Source organism: Mycobacterium sp. HUMS_12744610 (assembly GCF_041206865.1).
Lineage (GTDB): Bacteria > Actinomycetota > Actinomycetes > Mycobacteriales > Mycobacteriaceae > Mycobacterium > Mycobacterium servetii.
Window position 1 is genome coordinate 5,485,345 of record NZ_JBGEDP010000001.1, and the last position, 25,206, is coordinate 5,510,550.

General features: G+C 71.7%; 24 protein-coding genes and 1 pseudogene. 8 read left to right on the plus strand and 17 right to left on the minus strand.

Annotated features, from left to right (window positions below; genetic code table 11):
* The first annotated feature begins 36 nt into the window (after positions 1-36).
* A complete protein-coding gene (locus AB8998_RS26705) occupies positions 37-726 on the plus strand; it encodes a DedA family protein (protein ID WP_369740930.1) in 690 nt (229 codons plus the stop codon).
* Here the strand turns inward: AB8998_RS26705 and AB8998_RS26710 are convergent.
* Positions 707-1,825, minus strand: coding sequence for a glycoside hydrolase family 76 protein (locus tag AB8998_RS26710; protein WP_369740931.1), 1,119 nt, complete (start codon positions 1,823-1,825; stop codon positions 707-709). The genes AB8998_RS26705 and AB8998_RS26710 overlap by 20 nt on opposite strands.
* Before the next feature lie 48 nt (positions 1,826-1,873).
* Between AB8998_RS26710 and AB8998_RS26715 the strand changes: the two genes are divergently transcribed.
* Together AB8998_RS26715 and eutC are read left to right on the plus strand one after the other, a co-directional pair.
* Positions 1,874-3,280, plus strand: a complete 1,407-nt coding sequence (locus AB8998_RS26715; RefSeq protein ID WP_369740932.1) for an ethanolamine ammonia-lyase subunit EutB — start codon at positions 1,874-1,876, stop codon at positions 3,278-3,280.
* Positions 3,280-3,996 (plus strand): annotated as a pseudogene (eutC, locus tag AB8998_RS26720) (ethanolamine ammonia-lyase subunit EutC); the annotation flags it as partial. The gene AB8998_RS26715 and the pseudogene eutC, both read left to right, overlap by 1 nt.
* Here the strand turns inward: eutC and AB8998_RS26725 are convergent.
* The 8 genes from AB8998_RS26725 to AB8998_RS26760 form a co-directional block, all read right to left on the minus strand.
* Positions 3,980-5,182 carry a vWA domain-containing protein gene (locus tag AB8998_RS26725; RefSeq protein WP_369740933.1) on the minus strand — a complete coding sequence of 401 codons (1,203 nt, stop codon included), beginning with the start codon at positions 5,180-5,182 and terminating at the stop codon, positions 3,980-3,982. The pseudogene eutC and the gene AB8998_RS26725 overlap by 17 nt on opposite strands.
* Before the next feature lie 8 nt (positions 5,183-5,190).
* Positions 5,191-5,832 (minus strand): SRPBCC family protein, encoded by a 642-nt coding sequence (locus AB8998_RS26730; RefSeq protein WP_369740934.1) that lies wholly within the window; start codon positions 5,830-5,832, stop codon positions 5,191-5,193.
* A 13-nt stretch (positions 5,833-5,845) separates the two neighbouring features.
* On the minus strand, positions 5,846-6,730 hold the full coding sequence (locus AB8998_RS26735) for an AAA family ATPase (RefSeq protein ID WP_369740935.1): 885 nt from the start codon (positions 6,728-6,730) through the stop codon (positions 5,846-5,848).
* A 106-nt stretch (positions 6,731-6,836) separates the two neighbouring features.
* A complete protein-coding gene (locus tag AB8998_RS26740) occupies positions 6,837-7,616 on the minus strand; it encodes an XdhC family protein (protein WP_369740936.1) in 780 nt (259 codons plus the stop codon).
* Positions 7,616-10,015, minus strand: coding sequence for an aerobic carbon-monoxide dehydrogenase large subunit (locus AB8998_RS26745; protein ID WP_369740937.1), 2,400 nt, complete (start codon positions 10,013-10,015; stop codon positions 7,616-7,618). Before AB8998_RS26745 ends, AB8998_RS26740 begins: the two co-directional genes overlap by 1 nt.
* Positions 10,012-10,491 (minus strand): (2Fe-2S)-binding protein, encoded by a 480-nt coding sequence (locus tag AB8998_RS26750; RefSeq protein WP_369740938.1) that lies wholly within the window; start codon positions 10,489-10,491, stop codon positions 10,012-10,014. Before AB8998_RS26750 ends, AB8998_RS26745 begins: the two co-directional genes overlap by 4 nt.
* Positions 10,492-10,493: 2 nt before the next feature.
* Entirely contained in the window at positions 10,494-11,375 is an 882-nt protein-coding gene (locus AB8998_RS26755; protein WP_369740939.1) for an FAD binding domain-containing protein, read from the minus strand.
* 32 nt (positions 11,376-11,407) lie between these two features.
* A complete protein-coding gene (locus AB8998_RS26760) occupies positions 11,408-12,565 on the minus strand; it encodes an XdhC family protein (RefSeq protein WP_369740940.1) in 1,158 nt (385 codons plus the stop codon).
* A gap of 24 nt (positions 12,566-12,589) precedes the next feature.
* Here AB8998_RS26760 and AB8998_RS26765 point away from each other — a divergent pair, with 24 nt between their 5' ends.
* Positions 12,590-13,549: a LysR family transcriptional regulator gene (locus AB8998_RS26765; protein WP_369740941.1), complete on the plus strand. Its 960-nt coding sequence runs from the start codon at positions 12,590-12,592 to the stop codon at positions 13,547-13,549.
* A gap of 16 nt (positions 13,550-13,565) precedes the next feature.
* Here the strand turns inward: AB8998_RS26765 and AB8998_RS26770 are convergent, their stop codons facing one another.
* From AB8998_RS26770 to ttfA, 5 genes are all read right to left on the minus strand, one after another.
* The gene (locus tag AB8998_RS26770; RefSeq protein WP_369740942.1) at positions 13,566-14,210 is read right to left on the minus strand and encodes a TrmH family RNA methyltransferase; all 645 of its coding nucleotides are present in this window, start codon (positions 14,208-14,210) and stop codon (positions 13,566-13,568) included.
* Positions 14,207-15,127 (minus strand): hypothetical protein, encoded by a 921-nt coding sequence (locus AB8998_RS26775; RefSeq protein ID WP_369740943.1) that lies wholly within the window; start codon positions 15,125-15,127, stop codon positions 14,207-14,209. The genes AB8998_RS26770 and AB8998_RS26775 overlap by 4 nt, the downstream gene beginning before the upstream one ends.
* Before the next feature lie 174 nt (positions 15,128-15,301).
* Positions 15,302-15,841, minus strand: coding sequence for an orotate phosphoribosyltransferase (gene pyrE, locus AB8998_RS26780; RefSeq protein ID WP_369740944.1), 540 nt, complete (start codon positions 15,839-15,841; stop codon positions 15,302-15,304).
* On the minus strand, positions 15,828-16,601 hold the full coding sequence (locus tag AB8998_RS26785; RefSeq protein WP_369740945.1) for an SDR family NAD(P)-dependent oxidoreductase: 774 nt from the start codon (positions 16,599-16,601) through the stop codon (positions 15,828-15,830). The genes pyrE and AB8998_RS26785 overlap by 14 nt, the downstream gene beginning before the upstream one ends.
* A 15-nt stretch (positions 16,602-16,616) precedes the next feature.
* Complete coding sequence (gene ttfA, locus AB8998_RS26790; protein WP_369740946.1) at positions 16,617-17,483, minus strand: trehalose monomycolate transport factor TtfA; 867 nt, start codon at positions 17,481-17,483, stop codon at positions 16,617-16,619.
* A 385-nt stretch (positions 17,484-17,868) separates the two neighbouring features.
* Between ttfA and AB8998_RS26795 the strand changes: the two genes are divergently transcribed.
* On the plus strand, positions 17,869-18,312 hold the full coding sequence (locus AB8998_RS26795; protein WP_369740947.1) for a LemA family protein: 444 nt from the start codon (positions 17,869-17,871) through the stop codon (positions 18,310-18,312).
* Between the two features lie 4 nt (positions 18,313-18,316).
* Here the strand turns inward: AB8998_RS26795 and clpB are convergent, their stop codons facing one another.
* Positions 18,317-20,863 carry an ATP-dependent chaperone ClpB gene (gene clpB / locus AB8998_RS26800; protein ID WP_369740948.1) on the minus strand — a complete coding sequence of 849 codons (2,547 nt, stop codon included), beginning with the start codon at positions 20,861-20,863 and terminating at the stop codon, positions 18,317-18,319.
* Positions 20,864-21,315: 452 nt separating this feature from the next.
* Here clpB and AB8998_RS26805 point away from each other — a divergent pair, with 452 nt between their 5' ends.
* Genes AB8998_RS26805 through AB8998_RS26815 form a run of 3 tightly spaced genes read left to right on the plus strand, consistent with a single transcriptional unit; the run spans position 21,316 to position 23,606 of the window.
* A complete protein-coding gene (locus AB8998_RS26805; RefSeq protein ID WP_369740949.1) occupies positions 21,316-21,501 on the plus strand; it encodes a DUF3060 domain-containing protein in 186 nt (61 codons plus the stop codon).
* A gap of 36 nt (positions 21,502-21,537) precedes the next feature.
* Positions 21,538-22,692 carry an FAD-binding oxidoreductase gene (locus tag AB8998_RS26810; RefSeq protein WP_369740950.1) on the plus strand — a complete coding sequence of 385 codons (1,155 nt, stop codon included), beginning with the start codon at positions 21,538-21,540 and terminating at the stop codon, positions 22,690-22,692.
* Between the two features lie 23 nt (positions 22,693-22,715).
* Entirely contained in the window at positions 22,716-23,606 is an 891-nt protein-coding gene (locus AB8998_RS26815; RefSeq protein ID WP_369740951.1) for an aldose 1-epimerase, read from the plus strand.
* On the opposite strand, the gene AB8998_RS26820 is transcribed toward AB8998_RS26815, so the two are convergent.
* Complete coding sequence (locus AB8998_RS26820) at positions 23,603-24,001, minus strand: heat shock protein transcriptional repressor HspR (RefSeq protein ID WP_369740952.1); 399 nt, start codon at positions 23,999-24,001, stop codon at positions 23,603-23,605. The genes AB8998_RS26815 and AB8998_RS26820 overlap by 4 nt on opposite strands.
* Entirely contained in the window at positions 24,001-25,179 is a 1,179-nt protein-coding gene (dnaJ, locus tag AB8998_RS26825; RefSeq protein WP_369740953.1) for a molecular chaperone DnaJ, read from the minus strand. Before dnaJ ends, AB8998_RS26820 begins: the two co-directional genes overlap by 1 nt.
* Positions 25,180-25,206: the final 27 nt, after the last annotated feature.

Below are 25,206 nucleotides of genomic sequence, written 5' to 3' on the forward strand. Positions count from 1 at the left end.
GGCGCCGGCTGGGCGGCGCCGGTATGTTGAGAGATCGTGAGCACAGCGGTGACGGCGGCCCTGCCCGACATCCTCGACCCGATGTATTGGCTGGGCGCCGGGGGGGTTTTCGGCTCGGCCGTGCTGCCCGGGATCCTGGTCATCGTCTTCATCGAGACCGGCCTGCTGTTCCCCCTGCTGCCCGGTGAGTCGCTGCTGTTCACCGGCGGGCTGCTGTGCGCGCACCCGCACCCGCCGACGGACGTCTGGGTGCTGGCGCCGTGCGTCGCCCTGGTCGCCGTGCTCGGCGACCAGACCGGGTACTTCATCGGGCGCCGCATCGGTCCGGCGCTGTTCAAGAAGGAAGACTCCCGGTTCTTCAAGAGGCACTACGTGACCGAGTCGCATGCCTTCTTCGAGAAGTACGGCCCCTGGGCGGTCATCCTGGCCCGGTTCGCGCCGTTCGTGCGGACGTTCGTCCCGGTGATCGCCGGGGTGTCCTACATGCGCTACCCGGTGTACCTGGCGTTCGACATCGTCGGCGGCATCGCCTGGGGCGGTGGGGTGACGCTGGCGGGCTACTTCCTGGGCAGCGTGCCGTTCGTGCACCACAACCTCGAGAAGATCATCCTGGGCATCCTGGTGGTCTCACTGCTGCCGGCGTTCATCGCCGCCTGGCGCGGCTACCGGGGACGGCAGCGCGGCGCGCGGAAGGACCGCACGCAGATCACGGTTCCCGACCGGTGACGCTGCAGGCGGCCTCCATCAGCATCCACCCCGACAGCTGCACCGACAGGTCCCGTTCGGCGACCCCCGAGCCGCTCACGGCGCCGTCGACGAACCGCGCCTGTGCCCCCGCCCCGGGCCCCGCGGTGGGGAGCTCGGCGTCGCGGTCCCACGACGGGCCGAACAGCGGCAGGCCGTCCACGCTCTGCCGGTAGTCCCACGCCGACTTCGCGCTGGCCAGCACGATGGTGCGGGCGGTGTCGCGGGCTGCGACGTCGGCGGCCTCCTCGCCCGGCAGCGCGGTGGCCACCAGCGCGAGGTAGCGGGCGGTGATGCCGGCGAACAGGCCGCCGTCCCCGCCGCCGGCGCCCCCCAGCACCCCCGACGGCGCCATCTGCTCGCCGACCGCGGCGACCAGGCGATGCACCCGCGGCGCGTGCCGGTCGTCGTGGGTGCGGGCGGCGAGCTCGGTTTCCAGCCCGAGCACCACGCCCTGGCAGTAGGTGTACTGCGCGCGGACCAGCGAGCCGGCCTTGATGCCGTCGAACACCAGGTGGGTCTCGGGGTCGATCAGGGTTTCCTCGATCCAGTCGGCCATCTGCTGGACCCGCCGCAGCCGGTCCGAGTAGCGGGCGAGGAAGATCGCGGCCGGGCCGTTGGCCGGGGCGTTGAAGAACTGGTCCTGCTTTCGCCACGGGATGCCGCCGCCGTCCTCGGGCACCCAGGCCTTGACGAACTGGTCGGCGAGCTTGGGCAGCGCGCGCCGGCGCCGCACGCCGGCGATCCGGGCGGCGCGTTCCAGCGCCAGCGCCAGCCACGCCATGTCGTCGTAGTAGCTGTTGGTCCACGAGAAGTTGTTGCGCAGCCGGTGACTTCGGACCTGCCGGTTGATCCTGGTGCGCCGGTGCGGCTGCGGGTCGCGCAGCTGCGCGTCGACGAGGCAGTCCAGCAGGTGGGCCTGCCACCAGTAGTGCCAGCTGGCGAACAGCCGGTCGCGCCGCGTCGGCGGCCACGCCACCACCCCCAGCTGGGTGCCCGGCAGCGCCCACAGCCGCTTCAGGTGTCGTTGCACCACAGCGGCTTCGGAGCTGGCCGCCCGGTTTGCCCATAGCTGATCCATAACGGTCGATCCTGCCTCATCGCCCGGGTGTGACCTACTGTGCTCCAGGTGAGCTACCGGCAAACTGTCTCGGGGACCAGCTACAGCTTCGACGGGCTCCTCGACGTGCTGGCCAAGGCGACGCCCCTGCGTTCCGGCGACCAGCTCGCCGGGTGCGCCGCCGGCTCGGACGCCGAACGCGCCGCGGCCGCGTGGGTGCTCGCCGACATCGAGCTGGCGTCGTTTTTGTCCGACGTGGTCGTGCCTTACGAGACCGACGAGGTGACCCGGCTCATCATCGACGGCCACGACCGCGAGGCCTTCGCCCCGGTCGCGCACCTGACCGTCGGCGGTTTCCGGGATTGGCTGCTGGACAACGCCTCCCGCGCCGACGCGCCGGCGCGGCTCGCGGCCCTCGCCCCCGGGCTCACCCCGGAGATGGTTGCCGCGGTGTCGAAGATCATGCGCAACCAGGACCTGATCCTGGTGGCCGCCGCGGTGACCAACACCGCGGCCTTGCGGACCACCATCGGCCTGCCGGGCCGGCTGGCCACCCGGCTGCAACCCAACCATCCCACCGACGACCCCCGCGGGATCGCCGCCGCGCTGCTCGACGGCCTGCTGCTGGGCTGCGGTGACGCGGTGATCGGCGTCAACCCCGCGACCGACTCGCCGGCCGCCGCGTCGGACCTGCTGCACCTGCTCGACGACATCCGCCGGCGGTTCGCCATTCCCATGCAGTCGTGCGTGCTGTGCCACGTGACGACCACCATGGAACTCATCGACCGCGGCGCGCCGGTCGACCTCGTATTCCAGTCGATCGCGGGCACCGAGGGCGCCAATGCGGCGTTCGGGACCTCCCTGGCGATGCTGAGGCAGGCCGACGAGGCGGCCCGCTCGCTGCACCGCGGCACGGTCGGCGGCAACGTCATGTACCTGGAGACGGGGCAGGGTTCGGCCCTGTCGGCCGGGGCCCACCTCGGCGTCGGCGGCAGGCCGGTCGACCAGCAGACGCTCGAGGCGCGGTCCTACGCGGTGGCCCGGGCGCTGCGGCCGCTGCTGGTCGACAGCGTGGTCGGGTTCATCGGGCCGGAGTACCTCTACGACGGCAAGCAGATCATCCGCGCCGGCCTCGAGGACAACTTCTGCGGGAAGTTGCTCGGCCTGCCGATGGGCGTCGACGTCTGCTACACCAACCACGCCGAGGCCGACCAGGACGACATGGACACGCTGCTGACCCTGCTGGGCGTGGCGGGCACCGCGTTCGTCATCGCCGTTCCCGGCGCCGACGACATCATGCTCGGCTACCAGAGCCTGTCGTTCCACGACGCGCTGTACGTGCGGCAGGCGCTGGGGTTGCGCCCGGCGCCCGAGTTCGAGGTCTGGCTGGCGGGCCTGGGCATGGCCGACGCGCAGGGCCGGATCCTGCCCGTCGACCTCGCGACGTCGCCGCTGCGGCAACTGGCGGCGGGCTGATGGACGCTGCCGACGTGTGGGCGCCGCTGCGGGCCACCACGCAGGCGCGCATCGGGCTCGGGCGGGCGGGCAACTCGCTGCCCACCCGGCGCGTGCTGGAGTTCCAGGCCGCGCACGCCGCGGCGCGCGACGCCGTGCACGACCCGCTCGACGTCGACGACCTCGTCGCGCGGCTCCGCGGTGTCGGCGTCGCCGAGCCGCTGCGGGTGCGCAGCAGGGCGGCCTCGCGCGGGGAGTACCTGCGCCGGCCCGACCTGGGCCGCAGCCCGTGCGACCTGTCGGGTCTGCCGGAGACTGGGGCGGACATCGGTGTCGTGCTCGCCGACGGGCTCTCGCCGCGCGCCCTGACCGACCACGCCGCGGGCACCCTCGCGGCGCTGCTGCGCGAATTCGGCGGCCGCTACCGCATCGCCCCGCCGGTCCTCGCCACCCAGGCCCGCGTGGCGCTCGGCGACCACATCGGTCAGGCGCTCGGCGTCGCAACGGTTCTCGTGCTCATCGGCGAGCGTCCGGGGCTCTCGGTCGCCGACAGCCTGGGCATCTACCTGACGCAGCACCCGGCGCCCGGGCTCACCGACGCGGACCGCAACTGCATCTCCAACATCCACCCGCCCGACGGCCTCGACTATGCGACCGCCGCGGCGATCACAGCCGCGCTGGTCGCCGGGGCCCGCGAACTCGGCCGCTCGGGTGTGGGCCTCAAAGACACAACGCGAGCAGCAACTGGCGCAGCCCGGTCAGTGAGTGCGCCGGCAGAAACAGGTCGCAGTACGGCAGCGCGGCCGCCATCGAACCGGTCACCGGCTCGAAACCCGGCTGGGCCGCACGCGGATTGAGCCAGGCCACCACGGCGGCGCGGCGACGCAGCCGGGCCATGGCGCGCGCCAGCACGTCGGGGGGATCGCCGTCCCAGCCGTCGGAGGCGACGATCACCACCGCCCCGCGCAGCGCGTTGCCGTGCGGCGGGGACAGCAGGGCGGCCAGGCTGCGGCCGACGGAGGTGCCGCCGTAGCGGTCGGTGACCGTCGCCTCGGCGCGCTGCAGGGCCACCTCGGCCGAGCGGTGCGACAGCACCGCGGTGAGCCGGGTCAGCGACGTCGAGAACGCGAACACCTCCGGGCGGATCCCGGCCCGGCGCACGCCGCGCCCCTTCGTCAGGGCCCGCATCAGGTGCAGATACATCGCCGCGTAGGGCCGCATGGAGCGGCTCACGTCGCAGACCAGGACGACCCGGCGGGGCCTGCGCCGCGGCCGGGTGCGCGCCAGGGCGATCGCCTCGAAGCCGGTCTTGCGCGAGGCGTTCATCGTGGCGCGCAAATCGATGCGCTTGCCGGCGGCGCTGGGCTCGAACCGCATGCTGCGCCGCCGCGGCCAGCGCACGACGGTCTCCTCGAGCCAGTCCCCCAGCAACCGCAGGTCGCGGGCGTCGAAGCGGTCGAACGGTTCGTCGGCGCGTGCGGCGATGCGGCTGGGCAGCACCTCGGGGACCGGGACGCGCGCGGCTCCCGGGTCGTCGTCGTCGTGCCCGGCGGCGGCCCGCGTCGCCCAGGGCAGGCCCCCGGGCAGCCCGGATTGGGCTTCGGCGCCCCGCACCGGGCCGGGGGCGCGGTTGGAGAGTTGTTGCGCCGCGACCAAACTCGTGGAACGCTCGGCTTCGCCGGCGCCGAACACCGCCGCGAACACCGCGTCGAAGGCGCCCAGGTCGTCGGCCCGGTCGACCAGCGTCAGCCGGGCCGCCCAATACAGCGCAGACCCGGTGCGGGTCCCCAGCAGCCGCAGCGCCTGCACGAAACCCGCCGGCCCGTCGGCCGACACGTGCACCCCGGCACCGCGCAGCCGCGCCACCAGGGCGGCCGCGAAGGCCGCCAGGTCGACGCCCCGCAACAGCGCCGGGCCGCTCATGGGGGACGTCAACGCCTCCGGCGCATGACCCAGATCAGCACCAGCACGGCCAACACCGCCAGGGCCAGTGCACCGTACTTCTTGAGCTGGTCGCCGCCGGCCAGCTCGAGCAGGTCGATGGGTTCGGGCTCGGGGGCGGGCCCGGCGGGGTGGTGCGCGGGCGCCGGCGCGGCCGAACCGTTGCTCGGCGGCATCGCCGGCGCGTTCTCGGCGGCCAGCTTGGCCTCCAGCGACTCCACGAACTGGCCCAGCAACTTCTCCGAGACCTGTTGCAGCATCCCACTGCCGAACTGCGCCAGCTTGCCGACGATCTTGAGGTCGGTGTCCACGGTGACGCTGGTGCGGTCGCCCTCCTCGTGCAGCTGGGCGGTGACCGTGGCGGCCGCGTTGCCGGTGCCGCGCATCTCCTTGCCCTTGGCGTCGATGACCGCGCGGTACTGGCCGCGGTCCTGCTCCACGAAGTGCACCTTGCCGCTGAATTCGCTGGTGACGGGGCCGACCTTGATCTTGACCTTGCCGGCGTAGTCCTCGCCCTCGTGGCCGGTCAGCGCGGCCCCCGGCATCAGCGGGATCACCTGCTCCAGGTCGCACAGCACGTCCCACGCCTTGTCGATGGGCGCACTGACGGTGAACTGGTTGGCGATCTTCATGCTGCGGGTCCTCTCAGGTAAGGCTGCACTCGGTGAAGGCTACGTACGCGTCGCGAATCAGCGTACGGTCGTCCGGCGTCTTGGCCAGCGCCCCCAGGGTCATCTGCGCGGCCGGGTCGACCAGCTGGGCGACTCTCAGCGAAACCAGCGCGGCCACCCAGTCGATGGTCTCGGCAACTCCGGGCGGCTTGTCCAGGTCGAGTTCGCGTGCGGCACGGACGAACTGGGCGGCACGTTCGATCAGTGCGGCGGTGGCCCCGGGCACCGTGCGCCGCACGACGGCGGCGGCACGGGCCGGCTCCGGGTAGTCGATCCAGTGGTAGAGGCAGCGGCGGCGCAGCGCGTCGTGCAGGTCGCGGCTGCGGTTGGAGGTGAGCACCGCGATCGGCGGGCGCTCGGCGACGAAGGTGCCCAGCTCGGGCACCGTCACCGCGGACTCGCCGAGGAACTCCAGCAGCAGCGCCTCGAATTCGTCGTCGGCGCGGTCGATCTCGTCGATCAGCAGCACAGGCGGGCGGGGGCCGCGGTGCCGCACGCAGCGCAGGATGGGCCGGTCCACCAGGTAGGCCTCGGTATAGAGATCCCGTTCGTCGATCCCGGTACCGCTCGCCTCGGCCAGCCGGATGGACAGCAGCTGGCGCTGGTAGTTCCAGTCGTAGAGGGCCTCGTTCGCCGTCAGGCCCTCGTAGCACTGCAGCCGGACCAGCGGGGTGTCCAGCACCGCGGCAAGGGTTTTCGCGGCGGTGGTCTTGCCGACGCCGGGCTCGCCCTCGAGCAGCAGCGGCCGGCCCAGCGTGACCGCGAGGTAGATCGCCGACGCGGTCCCGGTGTCGAGCAGGTAGTCCCGCGCGTCGAACCGGTCGATGACGTCGGCCGGGCTCTCGAAGATCGCCCTCATGCGCCGGCTCGGCCCGCGGCGAACGCCGCCCGGCATCCTGGGCCGCAGAACCAGTAGTCCACCCCGGCCACCTGCAGGTGCTCGGCGGCGGGCGCGGCCGAAACCGTCATGCCGCAGACCGGGTCGATCGCCCCGGGCGCGGTGCGCACCGCCGCGGCGGCAGGCCCGGGCCGCCGGCGCCGCGGATGGCGGCGACGAGTTCGGCCGCGATCGACACCGCGATCTCGGCGGGCGTCTTGGCGCCGATCGGCAGACCGACCGGGGTGTGCACGCGGGCCCGCTCGTCCCCGGAGAGGGAGAGCGAGTCGAGGATCGAGGCGCCGCGCACCCTGCTGGCCACCAGACCGATGTAACCGATGCCGTGATCCAGTGCGGCGCGGATGATCCCGGCCTCGGGGCCACCGTGGCTGGCGATCACGACGGCGGTCGGCAGGGCCGTGACATCGACCGGGTCGGCGTCGGCGCGCGCGTCGTACCCCAGCACCGCGCACACCCGGACCAGCGCTTCGGCGATCGGCGTGGCGCCGTGGACCCGGATCAGCGGGGGCGGCAGCTGCGGGGTCAGGAAGATTTCCAGCGATCCGCCGGACAGGCACGGGTTGACCACCACGCAGGCGCCGGGCGCCTCGGGGAAGTGCACGTCGCCGTCGGGAAGCACTCGCAGCAGCACGCTTTCGTTCGTCTGCAGCGCGCCCAGCGCCGCCTTGCGGACCGAGTTCTGCGCGCACTGGCCGCCGACGAAACCCTCGATCGTGCCGTCCGCGAGCAGGATCGCCTCGTCGCCCGGGTAGACCGAGGTGGGCGGCTGGGCCCGCACCACCGTCGCGTGCACGAACGGTGTCCGTGCCGCCAACAGCTGCTGGGCGCGCTCGCCGATGATGGACATCAGATGGGGGGCCTCGCTCTGCCCTGCATGGCCTCCCACACCCGCGACGGCGTCAGCGGCATGTCGGCGTGGCGAACGCCGAACGGCGCCAGCGCATCGACCACCGCGTTGACCACCGCGGGCGGGGAGCCGACGGTGGCCGACTCGCCGATCCCCTTGGCGCCGATCGGGTGGTGCGGCGACGGCGTCACGGTATGCCCGGTTTCGAGATGCGGCACCTCCATGGCGGTCGGGATCAGGTAGTCCATCAGCGAGCCGCCCAGGCAGTTGCCGTCGTCGTCGAAGGCGATCCACTCCATCAGCGCCATCCCGATGCCGTCGACGACGCCGCCGTGCACCTGCCCCTCGATGATCATCGGGTTGATCCGGGTCCCGCAGTCGTCGACCGCCAGGAAGCGCCGCACCTTGACCACCGCGGTGCCCGGATCGATGTCGACTACGCAGAAGTACGCGCCATAGGGGTAGGTGAGATTCGAAGGGTTGTAGCACACTTCGGCGTCCAGTCCGCCCTCGAGACCCTCGGGCAGGTCGCCGGCCCCGTGCGCGCGCATCGCGATGTCGGCGATCGTCACCGACGCCGACGGGTCGCCCTTGACTCTGAACGTGCCCTTCTCCCACTCCAGGTCGGCGACCGACACCTCGAGCATGCCCGAGGCGATGATCTTGGCCTTGTCGCGGATCTTGCGGGCCACCATCGCCGCGGCCGCACCCGAGACGGGCGTCGAGCGGCTGCCGTAGGTGCCCAGGCCGAACGGCGTCTGGTCGGTGTCGCCGTGCACGACGTCGATGTCGTCGGGCGGAATGCCCAGTTCCTCCGCGACGATCTGGGCGAACGTCGTCTCGTGGCCCTGGCCCTGGGTCTGGACCGACAGGCGCACAACGGCTTTGCCCGTCGGGTGCACCCGCAGCTCGCAGCCGTCGGCCATGCCCAGGCCCAGGATGTCCATGTCCTTGCGTGGGCCGGCCCCGACCGCCTCGGTGAAGAACGACATCCCGATGCCCATCAGCTCGCCGTTTTGCCGCCTGCGCCTCTGTTCATCGCGTAACGCCTCATATCCGACCATGTCCATGGCCTTGCGCAGGGTGGTCTCGTAGTCGCCGGAGTCGTACACCCAGCCGGTCTTGGTGGTGTAGGGAAACTGCTCGGGGCGCAACAGGTTTCGCAGCCGCAGCTCGGCGGGGTCCAGCTTGAGCTCGTAGGCCAGGCAGTCCACCAGCCGCTCCACCAGGTACACCGCCTCGGTGATCCGGAAGGAGCACGCGTAGGCCACCCCGCCGGGCGCCTTGTTGGTGTACACCCCGGTCACCCGCGAGTACGCCGCCTCCAGGTCATAGCTGCCGGTGAACACCCCGTAGAACCCGGCCGGGTACTTCGTCGGCGCGGCCTGGCCGTTGAACGCGCCGTGGTCGGCGAGCACGTTCGAGCGCACCGCGAGGATCTTGCCGTCCGCGGTGGCCGCGATCTCGCCGACCATGATGTAGTCGCGCGCGAAACTGGTCGACGTCAGGTTCTCGCTGCGGTCCTCCATCCACTTGACCGGCTTGCCCAGCACCAGCGAGGCCACGATGGCGCACACGTAGCCGGGATAGATCGGCACCTTGTTGCCGAATCCGCCGCCGACGTCGGGGGAGATCACCCGGATCTTGTGCTCGGGCAGGCCGGCGACCAGCGCGTAGAGGGTGCGGTGCGCGTGTGGGGCCTGCGAGGTGGTCCACAGCGTCAACTTGCCGCTGACCGAGTCCAGATCGGCCACCGCGCCGCAGGTTTCCATCGGGGCGGGATGCACGCGGGGATAGACCATCTCCTGGGTGACGACGACGTCGGCGCGCGCGAACACCGCCTCGGTGGCCGCGGCGTCGCCGGTCTCCCAGTCGAAGATGTGGTTGTCGTTCTTGCCCTCGAGGTCGGTGCGGATCACCGGCGCGGACTCCTCGAGCGCCTTGCGCACGTCGATGACGGGGTCCAGCGGGTCGTAGTCGACGTCGATCAGCTCCAGCGCGTCGCGGGCCGAGTACCGGTCCTCGGCGACGACGAACGCCACCTCCTGGCCCTGGAAGCGCACCTTGTCGGTGGCCAGCACGGCCTGCACGTCGCCTGCCAGCGTCGGCATCCACGCCAGGCCCTTCTCGGCCAGGTCCGCGCCGGTGACGACGGCCTTGACCTTCGGGTGGGCCAGGGCCGCGGACACGTCGATGCCGGCGATGCGGGCATGCGCGTAGGGCGAGCGCAGGATCGCCAGATGTAGCATGCCCGGCAGCGCGACGTCGTCGACGTAGGTGCCGCGGCCGCGAATGAAGCGCGGGTCCTCCTTGCGCAGCATCCGCCCGTAGCCGCACGGCTTCTGGTCGTTGTCCGCGGTGTCTTCGGGTGAGGGGGGCCGTGATTCGATCGTCGTCATGAGGTGGCCTCCACCGCGTCGGCGTGCTTGGCGGCCCACTGGATGGAGCGCACGATCGTCGTGTAGCCGGTGCACCGGCAGATCTGGCCCGAGATGGCCTCGCGGATGGTCTGCTCGTCGGGGTCGGGGTCGCGGTCCAGCAGGGCGCGAGCGGTGATCATCATCCCCGGGGTGCAGAAGCCGCACTGCAACCCGTGGCAGCGCATGAACCCCTCTTGCACCGGGTCGAGCCGGCCGTCCACGGCCAGGCCCTCCACGGTGCGCACGGCGTGCCCCGAGGCCATCACCGCCAGCATCGTGCACGACTTCACCGGCACGCCGTCGACGTCGACCACGCACGTGCCGCAGTTGCTGGTGTCGCAGCCCCAGTGGGTGCCGGTGAGCCGCAGGTGATCCCGCAGGAAGTGCACGAGCAGCGTGCGCGGTTCGACGTCGGCGGTCACCTGCTCGCCGTTGACGGTCATGTTCACCTGCATGGTCAGTCGCTCCCTTGTGCGCCGGCCCGCTGCGCCGCGAAGCGCAGCGTGCGGATGGTCAGCTCGGAGGCCAGGTGCCGCTTGTACTCGGCGGTGCCGCGGATGTCGGTCACCGGTTCGCAGGCCTGCGCGGCGCGCCGGCCCGCCTCGGCGAAGGTCTCCTCGGTGGCCGGCCGGCCGGCCAGCGAGGCCGCGAGTTCGGCCAGCGCGTCGTGGTCGGGGTTGACTGCGGTCAGGCCGACGCGGGCGGCGGCCAGTGCCGGGCCGTCCAGGGTGACGGCCGCGCCCGCCGCCGCGACGGCCCAATCCCCTACCCGCCGTTCTACTTTCGCGTATGCGCTGGCACTCCTGGGCCGCAGCGGGATTCGCACCTCGACGAGGATCTCGTTGTGGGCCAGTGTGGTCTCGTACGGGCCAGCCAGGAATTCGTCGATCGGGATCTCGCGTTCGCCCCCCGGTCCCCGGGCCAGGCACACCGCGTCGAGCACCAGGCACACCGTCGAGAGGTCCTCGGCCGGATCGGCCTGGCACAGCGAGCCGCCGAGGGTGCCGCGGTTGCGGACCACCGGGTCGGCGATCACCCGTTCGGCGTCGCGGAAGATCGGGCACTTCGCGGCCAGGGTGTCGGACTCGAGCAGCTCGCGGTGCCGGGTCATGGCGCCGATGCGGACCAGCGTCGGGTCGGTGATCACGTAGCCGAGCTCGAGGGCCAGGTCGTTGAGGTCGATCAGATATTCGGGGTTGGCGATCCGCAGCTTCATCATCGGCAGCAGGCTGTGCCCGCCGGCGATCACCCGCGCGCCCTCCCCCAACCGATCCAGCAAGCCGATGGCGTGGTCCACACTCGTCGCGCGTTCGTATTCGAAGGGGCCGGGTACTTGCATGCGCCACAGTGTCAGCCCGCCCCGTGGGGGCGTCAATAGCGAGTTAAGGAATCCCTGAACTGGCCCTCGAGCTGCGCGTCGTGGTGGATTCGCCCGGTGGTGCACCCCAGCGGCAGGCCCCCGCCGCCCCAGCGTCGGGCGATGATGTCGGCGGCGATCGAGACCGCGGTCTCCTCCGGGGTGCGCGCGCCGAGGTCCAGCCCGATGGGGCTGGCCAGCCGGCTCAGCTCGGTGTCGGTGAGCCCCACCGCCCGCAGCCGGTCCATCCGGTCGTCGTGGGTGCGGCGCGATCCCATCGCGCCGACGTAGCCGACGTCCAGGCGCAGCGCCACCTCGAGCAGCGGGACGTCGAACTTCGGGTCGTGGGTGAGCACGCAGATCACCGTGTCCCGGTCGACGGCGCCAGCCGCCGCCTGCGCGGCCAGATATCGGTGCGGCCAGTCGACGACGACCTCGTCGGCCGACGGGAAGCGCGCCCGGGTGGCGAACACAGCGCGCGCGTCGCACACCGTGACGCGGTAGCCCAGGAACGACCCCTGCCGGGCCAGGGCGGCGGCGAAGTCGATCGCCCCGAAGACCAGCATCCGGGGCGGCGGGGCGTTGCTGGAGACGAAGACCTCCATGCCGTCGCCGAGGCGCTGGCCGTCGGGCCCGTACTCGAGGACCTCGCTGCGGCCCAGCGCCAGCAGGCCGCGGGCGTCGTCGGTGACCGCGGCGTCGGCGCGCGGCGAGCCCAAAGACCCCGACAGAGCGTCGGGCCTGACGATGAGCCGGCGGCCCACCCACGCCGCGTCGGGGTGGGCGATGACGGTCGCGACCGCCACGGGACGACCCGCCGCGACGTCCTCGGCGATCGACCCAAGTTCGGGAAACGTTGCCCGCGAGACCGACTCGATGAAGACGTCGATGATGCCGCCGCAGGTCAGACCGATCTCGAACGCGTCGTCGTCGCTGACCCCGTAGCGTTCCAGTCGCGGTGTCCCGGTGTGCGCGACCTCGGTGGCCAGCTCGTAGACCGCGCCCTCCACGCAGCCGCCCGACACCGATCCGGTCGCCGAGCCGTCGGGGGCCACCAGCATCGACGCGCCCGGCTGCCGCGGCGCCGACCGCAGCGTGCGCACGACGGTGCCCAGCCCCGCGGTCGCACCGGCACGCCAGATCGGCATCAGCTGAGCAAGCACTTCCCGCACGGGTTCCAACGTAGGCTCATACCCATGACTCCGGCTCAACTTCGGGCCTATTCGGCGGTGGTTCGGCTGGGATCGGTGCGGGCCGCCGCCGCGGAGCTGGGTGTTTCCGACGCCGGGATCTCGATGCACGTGGCGGCGCTGCGCAAGGAGCTCGACGACCCGTTGTTCACCAGAACCGGTGCCGGGCTGGCGTTCACGCCCGGCGGCCTGCGGCTGGCCAGCCGCGCCGTGGAGATCCTGGGCCTGCAGCAGCAGACCGCCATCGAAGTCACCGAGGCGGCCCACGGGCGCCGCCTGCTGCGCATCGCGGCGTCGTCGGCGTTCGCCGAGCACGCCGCGCCGGGGCTGATCGAGCTGTTCTCGTCGCGCGCCGACGACCTGTCGGTGGAGTTGAGCGTGCACCCCACCAGCCGGTTCCGCGAGCTGATCTGCTCGCGCGCCGTGGACATCGCGATCGGCCCGGCCGGTTCGGTCGGTTCGGACGAGACGATCTTCGTGCGAGCCTTCCTGAAATATCAGATCATCGCCGTCGTCGGGCCGAAAAGCCCACTGGCCAAAGGTTTTCCGACTGCCGCGGCGCTTCGTGCCCAGCAGTGGATGCTGGGGCCGTCGGCGGGCGGAGTGGACGGTGAGATCGCGGTCATGTTGCGCGCCTTGGAGATTCCGGAGTCACAGCAGCGGATCTTCCAGAGCGACGCCGCCGCGCTCGAGGAGGTGCAGCGGGTCGGCGGGGTGAGCCTGGCGATCGGCTTCGCGGTGGCCAAGGACCTGGCCGCCGGGCGGCTGGTGCACGTCAATGGGCCGGGGCTGGACCGCTCGGGCGAATGGTGCGCGGCGACCCTGGCGCCGGCGGCTCGCCAGCCCGCCGTGTCGGAGCTGGTGCGCTTCATCACCACACCCCGGTGCACGCAGGCGATGATCCGCGGGTCCGGCGTCGGGGTGACGAGGTTCCGCCCCAAGGTACACGTCACGTTGTGGAGTTGAGCGTGAATCCTGGTTGCTACCACGCGCGATCGAGGTCGGCGTGCTGGCGAATCCAGGCGTGCATCGCGATCCCGGCGGCCACCCCGGCGTTGATGCTGCGCGTCGAGCCGAACTGCGCGATGGACACCGCGATCGACGCGCCGGCGCGAATGTCGTCGGTGATGCCCGGCCCCTCCTGACCGAACACCAGCAAACACTCGCGGGGCAACGCCACCTCCTCGATGCGCACGGCGCCCGGGACGTTGTCCACCGCGACGACGCTCAACCCGGCGCCCGCCGCGAACTCCAGCAGTTCGCCGGTTCGGTCGTGGTGGCACAGCCGCTGGTAGCGGTCGTTCACCATAGCGCCGCGGCGATTCCAGCGCCGCCGCCCCACGATGTGCACGGTGTGCACCGCGAAGGCGTTGGCGGTGCGCACCACCGAGCCGATGTTGGCGTCGTGGCCGAAGTTCTCGATCGCCACGTGCAACGGGTGGCGGCGGGTGTCGATGTCGGCGATGATCGCCTCCCGGGTCCAGTACCGATAGGCGTCAACGACGTTGCGGGTGTCGCCGTCGCGCAACAGGATCGGGTCGTAGCGCGGGTCGTCGGGCGGCTCGCCCGGCCAGGGCCCGACGCCGGCGGCCGGCGCCCCCCACTCGGTGGGCCCGGGCTCGTTCATCGCTGCGTCCACACGCCGGCGTGGGTGCCGTCGACCGCGACCGTCGCGTAGAGCAGCGCCTCGTTGATGTCGCCCTGGGTGCACAGCGACGCGTCGACGTGCACCGCGTCCAGCGAGGCATCGGGCAGGATCAGCACCGACGACCCGTACGCGGAGCAGGCCGGGTTCAGCCCCGGAGCGGGCAGGGTCGGCGAGGCGAGCAGCATCATCGGGCCGCCGCGCTTGGCGGAGTCGTCGCGGTAGCGGTCCGCGAGGGCGGTGGCCTCCAGCCCCAGCAGCATGTAGCCGTTGCCGGTGAACGCGGCCGGGTCACCGAGCTGCGCCCTGGTCACCGGGGTGCCGTCGGCGTGCCAGGCCGACAGGTTGACGGTCTTGACGACCAGGCCGGTGTCGTTGGCGTTGGTCGGCATCAGCCCCACGGGGAACGCCGCAGGGTAGGCCGCCGACGTCTTGGGGATGCGGTCGCGCGGCGAGTAGGCGTACACGCCGCGGACCTGGCTCCGGTCCTTCTGCGGGCCGAGGCACACGGTGCCGGTGAGCCGGTCGGGCGGCGCCGACAGCGGGGAGGGGATCTGCCGCCCGCTGCTGACCGCGCTGTCGCAGCTGCCCAGCGCGGTGGCCTCCAGCGGGTGCGCCAGCGCCCCGTAGAGCCCGAAGCGAATGTCCTCCGGTCTTGCGTGCGGGCTGTTGGGCGACGCGACGCTGGCGTCGACGTCGATCAGTACGTAGTCCTCCGACCAGCGCAGGTTCGACACCCCGATGTTCCAGCCCAGCAACGCCAGCGACTCGCCGAACCGCGCCCCTTCGGCGCCATAGGGGCGGACGGGATGGGCGGAACTCGAGCAGCCGGCCAGGCAGGCGGCGATGACGAGGAGGGCGCTCGCGGCGCGCTTCGGCGACCGGAATCTAAAGCGCATCAGTCACGTTCGCCACATGCGCCACTGGCCAGGAACGGTCGACTTTTTGCCCGCCTCACAGCGACAAATCGGAGCGGGAGGGAATTGTCGCTGCGAGGCGGGCACAACGAATGCCGCCCACGCCAGAGGCCCGTGCGGCAGGTGTGACGATTGGTGCATAGCCCCGCTCGCCGCCTAGCCCAGCCCCAGATCGGCAAGGCCCAGCACGCTGCGGTATAGCAGCCCCTCGGCGCGGATGGCCTCGGCGGCGCCGGTGGCGCGGTCCACCACGGTGGCAACACCCACCACCTCGCCGCCCGCCTCCTGGACGGCATGCACCGCCGTCAGCGCCGAGTTGCCCGTGGTGCTGGTGTCCTCCACCACCAGCGCCCGCCGCCCTGCGACCTCGGAACCCTCGATAAGTCGTTGCATACCATGGGTTTTCGCGGCCTTACGGACGACGAACGCGTCGATCGGCCGCCCGGGCGCGTGCATGACGGCCGTCGCCACCGGGTCGGCGCCCAGGGTCAGGCCGCCGACCACCGCGTAGTCCCAGTCGCTGGTCAGCTGCCGGACCAGGGTGCCGATCAACGCCGACGCCCGGTGGTGCAACGTGGCGCGGCGCAGGTCGACGTAGTAGTCGGCCTCCTTGCCCGACGACAGCGTGACCCGGCCGTGCACCACCGACAGGCGCCGCACCAGCTCGGCCAGCTCCGCGCGGTCAGCTTCGTCCACGGCCGCCCCCGACCCGACTCGCCGCCGCGCGCACCAGGTTCCGCGGGATCATCCGCCCCGCGGCCACGAGCGCCTTGTACTGCAGCCCGGGCACGCTGACCACCTTGCCGGCGGAGACGTCGGCGAGGCTCTTGTCGACCACGTCATCGACCTCGAGCCACAGGAACGACGGCAGCCGGGCCATGTCGATTCCCGCCCGCTCGTGGAACTCGGTGTGCACGAACCCCGGGCACACCGCGTGCACGCCGACGCCAGTGCCCCGCAGGCCGCCGGCCAGGCCCTCGCTGAAGGACACCACCCAGGCCTTGGACGCCGAGTAGGTCGACCCCCGCCCGGACAGCAGCCCCGCCACGCTGGCCACGTTGATTACCGTGCCCGCACCGGCGGCGAGCATGGCCGGCAGCGCGGCCCGGGTCAGCTGCATCACCGCGGTGACGTTGACGTCCAGTTGCGCCTGCAGCAGCGTGGGATCCGTCGCCCAGAACTCCCCCGACGTGCCGAATCCGGCATTGTTCACCAGCACCCGCACCCCCCCGGCGAGCCGGTCGACAACCTCATTGCGCTCGGCCGCGTCGGACAGGTCGGCGGACAGGATGTCGACACCGCCCGCCTCGGTCTTCAACTCCGCCGCGAGTGCGGCCAGCCGGTCGGCGTCGCGGGCGACCAGCACCAGGTCGTAGCCGTCGGCGGCGTAGCGGCGGGCATAACCGGCACCGATCCCGGACGTGGGCCCGGTGATCAGGGCTACGGGGCGAGACATGAGCGACCGGCGCGGTCAGCGCTGGTAGTTGGAGGCCTCGCGGCCGTTGACCGGTGGCGGCGGGCGGTGCACGCCTTCGGGCCGGCCCTCGGTGCGGGGCTGGTCGCGGCGCACGGGCTCCGGCTCGCGCCGGCCAGCCTCACCGACCAGGCCCGCCACGTCGTGCTGCGCCCGCCGCGGCGGCAGTTCCCCGCGTCCGGCCGGCATCAGCGGACGGCTCGGCGAGGCACTGCGCAGGCCCGCCGGCGCGCCCGACTCCGAGGCGGTCTCCTGCGGCAGCGGCGGCAACACCCGCAGCAGGTCGTTGAACTGCCGCACGGTGCGCAGGCCCTCGTCCCACTGGGCGCGCGTGCTGGCGATCGGCATGGCCACCAGCGTCCAGTTCTGCTCGTTCCACATGATCTCGGCGCAGTCGGGCGCAGTGTGGGCAAAGGTGACCATGCGCCGGTCGCAGGCCCGCCGGGCCGCGTCCAGGTTCGTCGAGTACACCATCCGCGGCCCGATCGCACCGAGCAGCCAGATGTCGTTCTCCCGCGGCTCTTTGAGCCCCTTGAGCCGCAGGTCCACCACCACGTTGGTGCCCACCTTGCGGTGCAGCGCGATCACCGTGGCCACCTCTTCGAGGTCGAAGATGTAGACCGCCTCGCCGCGGATCTGCCCCAGCACGACGTTGTGGGCGGCGACCTCCCCCACCGTCGACATCACCCCGCGCTTCCAGCGCTTGAGGATCTCGGTCGACTCACGCTCGTAGTCGAAGCCGTGCGACCGCGCCCACGACTTGCGGCGCCGGCTGCGGCCGCGACGCCGGTCGATGTCGACGTACAGCAGCACGCCCGCGCCGACGAAGCAAAGGGCGGACAGCGTGAACCAAAGGGGAACCATCCCAAGTAGGTTATCTGCTCTTGGGCCGGAGTGGAGAATGCCACCAGGTCACAACCGCGCATCAGGCGCGTGACGGCACGCCCGGGGGGCTGGTGAAACCGCCGACCGCGCCGGGACCAACCCGAGCGCACCGACCGCGTCGTTCTACTACAACGTGGTCGGCTTCCAGGCCATGAAGATCGCGGCCGCGCACGTGAGCATCGACCTGCCCGGTCCGCCCGGGGCTGGTGCAGTGCGCCGCCGACGAGACCGGGTCCATCCCGTGCGCGATCGCCGGTGCGGGCACCGACCACGTCACGGTCACCACCGCGGCGCTGCCACCACAGAACCCGGTCACCGTGCGGCTCGACCTGCGGGTGCCGCTTCCGCGCCGGGCCACGCTGCCGTGGACCGAGCGCTGGCGGCCCTGGCAGTGCTCGGTGTCGTCGCGTTCAACGCGCTGCGCCGCCTCGACGTCAAGGCCCAGGAGGCGCTCGGCGGGATCGCCGTGCAGCTGACCCGCCGGGCCGACCTGGTGCCCAACCTGGTCAACACCGTCAAAGGTTATGCGGCGCATGAGAAGTCGGTCTTCGAAGAGGTCACCGGAGACCAGCGTCGACGAGAAGGCGCGGGCGCAGGGGCCAACTTTCTGCAGCTGCATGAGCAGCTCGCCGACACCGAGAACCAGCCGGCGTTCGCGCGTCAGTACTACAACGACGCGGCGGCCGGCCCCAACCAGCGGGTGGTGACGATCCTCTGGATGTTCTTCACCGGTCTGGCGGGCGTACAGAAACGGCCGTTCGACCGGGCGCCGGAAGGCCAGCGGGCACCGCCGCAGGTCCAGTTCTAGTTACTCAGCCCAGGATCAGCGAGTCACCCTCGGGACTGACGTTGACCGGGACGGTGTCCCCGTCGTGCACGTCGCCGGCCAGCAACATCTTGGCCAGCTGGTCGCCGATGGCCTGCTGCACGAGCCGGCGCAACGGCCGGGCGCCGTAGACCGGGTCGAACCCGCGCTGGGCCAGCCACTTCTTGGCGGTGTCGGACACCTCGAGCTGCAACCGCCGCTGGGCCAACCGCTTCTGCAGCTGCGCCAGCTGGATGTCGACGATGGCCACCAGCTCGCCGGGCTCGAGGCCGTGAAACACGATCACGTCGTCGAGGCGGTTGATGAACTCCGGCTTGAACGCCGAGCGCACCGCGGCCATCACCTGCTCCTCGCTGCCGCCCGACCCGAGGTTGGACGTCAGGATCAGGATGGTGTTGCGGAAGTCGACCGTGCGGCCCTGGCCGTCCGTCAACCGCCCCTCGTCGAGCACCTGCAGCAGCACGTCGAACACGTCGGGGTGGGCCTTCTCGACCTCGTCGAACAGGATCACCGTGTACGGGCGTCGCCGCACCGCCTCGGTCAGCTGACCGCCCTGGTCGTAGCCGATGTAGCCCGGGGGCGCTCCGACCAGGCGGGCGACCGAGTGCTTCTCGCCGTACTCGCTCATGTCGATGCGGACCATGGCGCGTTCGTCGTCGAAGAGGAACTCCGCCAGCGCCTTGGCCAGCTCGGTCTTGCCGACACCGGTCGGGCCGAGGAACATGAACGATCCGGTCGGCCGGTTGGGGTCGGCGACACCGGCCCGCGACCGCCGCACGGCGTCGGAGACGGCCTGAACGGCCTTGCGCTGGCCGATGACGCGCTTGCCCAGCTCCTCCTCCATGCGCAGCAGCTTGGCGGTCTCGCCCTCGAGCATGCGGCCGGCGGGGATCCCGGTCCACGCCGACACCACCTCGGCGATGTCGTCGGGCCCGACCTCCTCCTTGAGCATCACGTTCTCGCGGGCCTCGGCCTGCGGCAGCGCCGCGTCGAGCTTCTTCTCGAGTTCGGGAATGCGCCCGTAGCGCAGCTCGGCGGCCTTGGCCAGGTCGCCGTCGCGCTCGGCGCGCTCGGACTCCCCGCGCAGCGCCTCCAGCTGTTCCTTGAGCTCGCGGACGACGTCGATCGCGTTCTTCTCGTTCTGCCACCGGGTGGTCAGCTCCGCGAGCTTCTCCTTCTGGTCGGCCAGCTCGGCGCGCAGCTTCTCCAGCCGCTCCTTGGACGCCTCGTCCTCCTCCTTGGCCAGCGCCATCTCCTCGATCTCGAGGCGGCGCACCAAGCGCTCGACCTCGTCGATCTCCACCGGGCGGGAGTCGATCTCCATCTTCAGGCGCGACGCGGCCTCGTCGACGAGGTCGATGGCCTTGTCCGGCAGGAACCGCGCGGTGATGTAGCGGTCGGACAGCGTCGCCGCGGCCACCAGCGCCGAGTCGGTGATGCGCACGCCGTGGTGCACCTCGTAGCGGTCCTTCAGCCCGCGCAGGATGCCGACGGTGTCCTCCACCGACGGCTCGCCGACCAGCACCTGCTGGAAGCGGCGCTCGAGCGCGGCGTCCTTCTCGATGTACTTGCGGTACTCGTCGAGGGTGGTCGCACCGACCAGGCGCAGCTCGCCGCGGGCCAGCATCGGCTTGATCATGTTGCCGGCGTCCATCGCGCCCTCGCCGGTCGCACCGGCGCCGACGATGGTGTGCAGCTCGTCGATGAAGGTGATGATCTGCCCGGCGGAGTTCTTGATGTCGTCCAGGACGGCCTTGAGGCGCTCCTCGAACTCACCGCGGTACTTGGCGCCGGCCACCATCGAGCCGAGGTCCAGGCTGATGACGGTTTTGTCGCGCAGGCTCTCGGGCACGTCACCAGCGACGATGCGCTGGGCCAGGCCCTCCACGATCGCGGTCTTGCCGACGCCCGGCTCACCGATCAGCACCGGGTTGTTCTTGGTGCGGCGGCTCAAAACCTGCACGACACGCCGGATCTCGTTGTCGCGCCCGATCACCGGGTCGAGCTTGCCCTCGCGGGCCCGGGCCGTCAGATCGGTGGAGTACTTCTCCAGCGCCTGGTAGGTGGCCTCGGGGTCGGCGCTGGTCACCCGCGCGCTGCCACGCACCTTGACGAACGCCTCGCGCAACGCCTGCGGCGAGGCGCCGTGGCCGGTCAGCAGCTTGGCCACCTCGGAGTCGCCGGTGGCCAGGCCGACCATCAGGTGCTCGGTGGAGACGTACTCGTCGTCCATCTCGGTGGCCAGGTGCTGGGCGGTGGTGATGGCCGCCAGCGATTCGCGGGACAGCTGCGGCTGGGCGCTGGCGCCGCTGGCCTGCGGCAGCCGGTCCAGCAGCCGCTGGGCCTCGGTGCGGATGGTCGCCGGCTCGACACCGACCGCCTCCAGCAGCGGCGCGGCGATCCCGTCCGCCTGCGTCAGCAGGGCCATCAGCAGGTGGGCGGGCCGGATCTCGGGGTTGCCTGCGGACGAGGCCGCCTGCAGCGCCGAGGTCAGTGCCGCCTGGGTCTTGGTGGTCGGGTTGAAAGAGTCCACGACGCCTCCGTTCGGGTCGGGTTACGGGTCAAAATGCTTGTCGCGTTATCTAACGCCGTCAAGGTTGAGTCTGTTCCGCTCAAGTCTAAATATTGTGGCACGTTTCGTCGATGGATTCGCCGCCGAACCCGAGCAGCGGCTCTCGCCCACCCTGCGGCGCATTCCCAAGGCCGGCTGGCCGGACTGCCGTCCCGGTGGTGGTTACGTGTGGACGCTGTTCGTGGTCGCGGTCGCACCGGTCGCGCTGTGGATCGAGCTGCCCGAGGCGTTCACCGTCGTGGCGGTGCTGACCCTGGCGGGGGTCTACGGCAGGCAACTGTGGGAGGCGCGGGTCCGCCTCGCTCAAGTGGGGCCGCGCGGCGACCGTCCCCCGGGCGGGCACGTTACAGCTCAGCGGCACCGGCACGCGCAAGACGATCCCCTGCAACGACGGATACCTGTCGGTGAGAGGGGTGACGAACGCGATCACGGTCACCGGCCACTGCGCAACCCCCAACGTCTCCGGAAACGAGAACCGCGTCACGGTCGACAGCGCCGACGCCGTGAGTACCCCGGGAACCGGCGACCGGGTGACCTACCACCGGGGCGCGCCCGAGGTCGTCGACGCCGGCACCGCCAACACCGTCCCGCAGGGCTGAGGCCGGCGCAGCGCGGCGCGCCTAGAATTCGGCTCCGTGAGCCTGGAGGACCCCGACGCGTTGCGGGTCCTGCGCGACGCCATCGCGCAGGACGGGCTCGTCCACCGGTTCTACACGCACTGGTTCGCCCTCGACACCTCGGTGCGCGACCTGTTCCCGGCCGAAATGGCCGGCCAGCGGGCCGCTTTCGCCCAGGCGTTGCGCTGGGTCTACGGCGAGCTGGTCGAGCGGCGCGCCGAAGAGCCGGTGGCCTTCCTCGCCCAGCTCGGTCGCGACCACCGCAAGTACGGCGTCACCGCGCCGCACTACGCGACGCTGCGCCGGGCACTGCACGACACGCTGCGCGACCACCTGGGCGAGACCTGGACCGGGCCCGTCGCGGAGGCAGCGCGTCAGTCGCTGAACCTGATCACCGGGGTGATGAGCGGTGCCGCCGACGCCGAGGAGGGGCCCGCCTGGTGGGACGGAACGGTCGTCGAGCACATCCGGGCCTCCCGCGACCTGGCGGTCGTGCGGCTGCGGCTGGACCGCCCGATGGACTACCACCCCGGCCAGTACGTCACCGCCCAGGTCCCGCAGTGCCCGCGCCGCTGGCGATACCTGAGCCCGGCCATCCCGGCCGACCCGGACGGCCTGATCGAGTTCCATGTCCGGGTAGTCCCCGGCGGCCTGGTCAGCACCGCGGTCGTCGCCGAGACCCGGCCCGGCGACCGGTGGCGGCTGTCGAGTCCGCACGGCGGGTTGCACGTCGACCGGGACGGCGGCGACGTGCTGATGGTGGCCGGCGGCACCGGCCTGGCGCCGCTGCGCGCGCTGATCCTGGACCTCGGCCGCTACGCCGACAACCCGCGGGTGCACCTGTTCTTCGGGGCCCGCTACCGCTGCGAGCTCTACGACCTGCCCACCCTGTGGCAGGTCGCCGCGCACAATCCGTGGCTGTCGGTCTCGCCGGTGTCGGAATACGGCACCGACCCGCCCTGGGCCGCCGACTATCCCGACTGCACCCCGCCCCGCGGCCTGCACGTGCATCAGACGGGCCGGCTGCCCGACGTGGTGACCAGATACGGTGGTTGGGGCGACCGGCAGATCCTGATCTGCGGGGGACCGGACATGGTGCGGGCCACTAGGGCCGCCCTGATCGCCAAAGGCGCTCCGCCGGAACGCATCCAGCACGACCCACTATCCGGGTGAGTCGAGGTCGACGGAGGTAGGGCATGCACACCGTCACACTGCGCGACCCGTCCTCGCCGCTCGCCGCCCGGTTCGTGCCGGGAGCCGGCATGCTCGGCACCTCGCTGACCGACGACGGGGTGGAGCTGCTCGGCCAGCGGCGCGGCCTGACCGCCTACGTCGAGGCCGGCAAGACGATGGGCATCCCAATCCTGTACCCGTGGGCGAACCGGTTGGGCGCCGACACCTACACCGCCGAGGGCGCGACGGTGCGGCTGACGCCGGGGGAGAACGGTGTGCGCGCCGACCCCAACGGGCTGCCCATCCACGGCACCATGGCCGCCTATCCGGGCTGGCGGGTGACGGCGGAATCGGGCGACGAGCTGACCGCCGAGGCCGACTTCGGCGCCGACCCGCGGCTGCTGGCCGGATTCCCGTATCCGCACGTGCTGACGGTGTCGGCGCGGCTGGCCGGGCGCACGCTGACGGTGACCACCACGGTCACCGCGACCGGCGACACCCCGGTCCCACTGTGTTTCGGCTTCCACCCCTACCTGCAGCTGCCCGGGGTGCCGCGCGCCGAATGGACGATCCGGACACCGCCGCTGCGGCACCTGGCCCTCGATGATCGCGGATTGCCCACCGGCTCAACGGAAACCCAGCCGGAGCAGGAAATTTTGTTGGCCGACAAGGGTTTTGACGACGCCTACGATCAGGTACCCGAGGGCGCGGTGTTCGCGGTGTCCGGCGGCGGGCGCCGCCTGGAGGTCCACTTCGAGCGTGGGTATCCGGCCACGCAAATCTTCGCCCCACCCGCCGAAGACCTGGTGTGCTTCGAGCCGATGACCGCACCGACCGACGCGCTGCGCCGCGGCGGCTACCGGTGCGCGCGACCGGGCGAGCCGGCGCAGGCCCGGTTCTCGATCCGCGCCTAACGGTTCCCGGGTTTGCGGGGCTGCCAGACCACCAGCGCGGTGCTCTTGGGCAGCACCGCGAGGTCGCGGCGCTGGCTGCCGCGCGACGCCATCAGCTCGTCGGTCAACTCCTTTACCCGCGCCTGCAGCACCTGGACCTGGTTGGTCAGCTCGATGATGCGCTTGATCCCGGCCAGGTTGACCCCCTCGTCCTGAGAAAGCCGCTGCACCTCACGCAGCAGATCCACGTCGCGCTCCGAATAACGGCGTCCCCCGCCGGGAGTGCGGCGCGGCCGGACCAGCCCCATGCGGTCGTAGGTCCGCAGGGTCTGCGCGTGCATGCCGGCCAGCTCGGCGGCCACCGAGATCAGGAACGTCCGCGACTCCCGGTCGGAGTTCCTCGAATTCGCGGCCATCAGCGGTTACCCGCCCATCCGGCCCGCGGGTTGAAGCCGCTGGCGCGCTCGGCGGCCGCGTAGGCCTCCAGCGCCGCCTGGGCGTCGCCCTCCAGGTTCGGGGGCACGGCCACCTTCACGGTGACCAGCAGGTCCCCGTTGCCGCCGCTGCGCTTTGGCACGCCCCGGCCACGCACCCGCAGGATGCGTCCGTCGGCCGTGCCCTTGGGCACCCGCACGCCGACCTTGCCGTCGAGCGTGGGCACTGAAAGCGTCGAGCCCAAGGCTAATTCGGCGAAGCTGACCGGGACGGTCACCGTCAGGTCATCGCCGTCGCGGCCGAAGACCTTGTCCGGGCGCACGTGCACGGTGACGTACAGGTCCCCCGAGGGGGCACCGCGCAGCCCGGCCTCGCCCTGCCCGGGCAGCCTGATCCGCTGGCCGTCCTCGACCCCGGGCGGGATTCGGACGTTGATCGTGCGGGTGCGGGTGGTGACCCCGGTGCCTTTGCACTCGTCGCACGGGTGCTCGATGATCGAGCCGCTGCCCCGGCAGTCGGTGCAGGGTTCGGAGAAACCGAACGCCCCCTGGTTGCGGTTGATCACGCCCGACCCATTGCAGGACGGGCATACCTTCGGGCTGGTGCCCGGCCGCGCTCCGCTGCCGTGGCAGTTGGTGCACGGCGCCGGGCTGGTCAGCCGCAGCGGCATCGCGACGCCCTTGGTGGCCTCGACGAAGTCCAGCTCCGTCTCGGTCTCCAGGTCGTTGCCGCGCCGCGGCCGGCTGGGCCGGGCCGCGGCGCCGCGACCGAACAGGCCACCGAACAGGTCGCCAATGGTGGCGCCGCCGCTACGGCCCGCGGCATCGAACAGGTCGTTCAGGTTGAACTCGACACCGTCGCCGCCCGCACCGAAGCCGCCGAAGTCGCCGGCATCGAACCTGCGCCCGCCGAACCCGCCGCCGGCGAACAGCCGCCGCGTCTCGTCGTACTCCTTGCGCTTGGCGGGGTCCGACAACACGTTGTGGGCCTCCGACACCGCCTTGAAGCGTTCACCGGCGGCGGGGTTGTCGGGATTCGCGTCCGGGTGCAGGTCGCGCGCCAGCTTGCGGTAGGCGCGCTTGATCTCTTCGGGACTGGCATCAGAGGAGACGCCAAGCTCCTTGTAGAAGTCCTTTTCGACCCACTCACGCTGGGCCATGCCGCGTCACCTCCTCTCACCGATCGT

Bases quoted from the DNA above. Each gene is read 5' to 3' on its own strand.
- AB8998_RS26730 (WP_369740934.1), bottom strand. From the start codon at position 5,832: ATGAAGATCGCCAACCAGTTCACCGTCAGTGCGCCCATCGACAAGGCG.
- AB8998_RS26725 (WP_369740933.1), bottom strand. From the start codon at position 5,182: ATGAGCGGCCCGGCGCTGTTGCGGGGCGTCGACCTGGCGGCCTTCGCG.
- AB8998_RS26755 (WP_369740939.1), bottom strand. From the start codon at position 11,375: ATGCAAGTACCCGGCCCCTTCGAATACGAACGCGCGACGAGTGTGGAC.
- AB8998_RS26710 (WP_369740931.1), bottom strand. From the start codon at position 1,825: ATGGATCAGCTATGGGCAAACCGGGCGGCCAGCTCCGAAGCCGCTGTG.
- AB8998_RS26750 (WP_369740938.1), bottom strand. From the start codon at position 10,491: ATGCAGGTGAACATGACCGTCAACGGCGAGCAGGTGACCGCCGACGTC.
- AB8998_RS26765 (WP_369740941.1), top strand. From the start codon at position 12,590: ATGACTCCGGCTCAACTTCGGGCCTATTCGGCGGTGGTTCGGCTGGGA.
- AB8998_RS26775 (WP_369740943.1), bottom strand. From the start codon at position 15,127: ATGCGCTTTAGATTCCGGTCGCCGAAGCGCGCCGCGAGCGCCCTCCTC.
- AB8998_RS26815 (WP_369740951.1), top strand. From the start codon at position 22,716: ATGCACACCGTCACACTGCGCGACCCGTCCTCGCCGCTCGCCGCCCGG.
- AB8998_RS26740 (WP_369740936.1), bottom strand. From the start codon at position 7,616: ATGTCCATCATCGGCGAGCGCGCCCAGCAGCTGTTGGCGGCACGGACA.
- AB8998_RS26735 (WP_369740935.1), bottom strand. From the start codon at position 6,730: ATGAGGGCGATCTTCGAGAGCCCGGCCGACGTCATCGACCGGTTCGAC.
- AB8998_RS26785 (WP_369740945.1), bottom strand. From the start codon at position 16,601: ATGTCTCGCCCCGTAGCCCTGATCACCGGGCCCACGTCCGGGATCGGT.
- AB8998_RS26820 (WP_369740952.1), bottom strand. From the start codon at position 24,001: ATGGCCGCGAATTCGAGGAACTCCGACCGGGAGTCGCGGACGTTCCTG.
- dnaJ (WP_369740953.1), bottom strand. From the start codon at position 25,179: ATGGCCCAGCGTGAGTGGGTCGAAAAGGACTTCTACAAGGAGCTTGGC.
- AB8998_RS26770 (WP_369740942.1), bottom strand. From the start codon at position 14,210: ATGAACGAGCCCGGGCCCACCGAGTGGGGGGCGCCGGCCGCCGGCGTC.
- ttfA (WP_369740946.1), bottom strand. From the start codon at position 17,483: ATGGTTCCCCTTTGGTTCACGCTGTCCGCCCTTTGCTTCGTCGGCGCG.
- AB8998_RS26745 (WP_369740937.1), bottom strand. From the start codon at position 10,015: ATGACGACGATCGAATCACGGCCCCCCTCACCCGAAGACACCGCGGAC.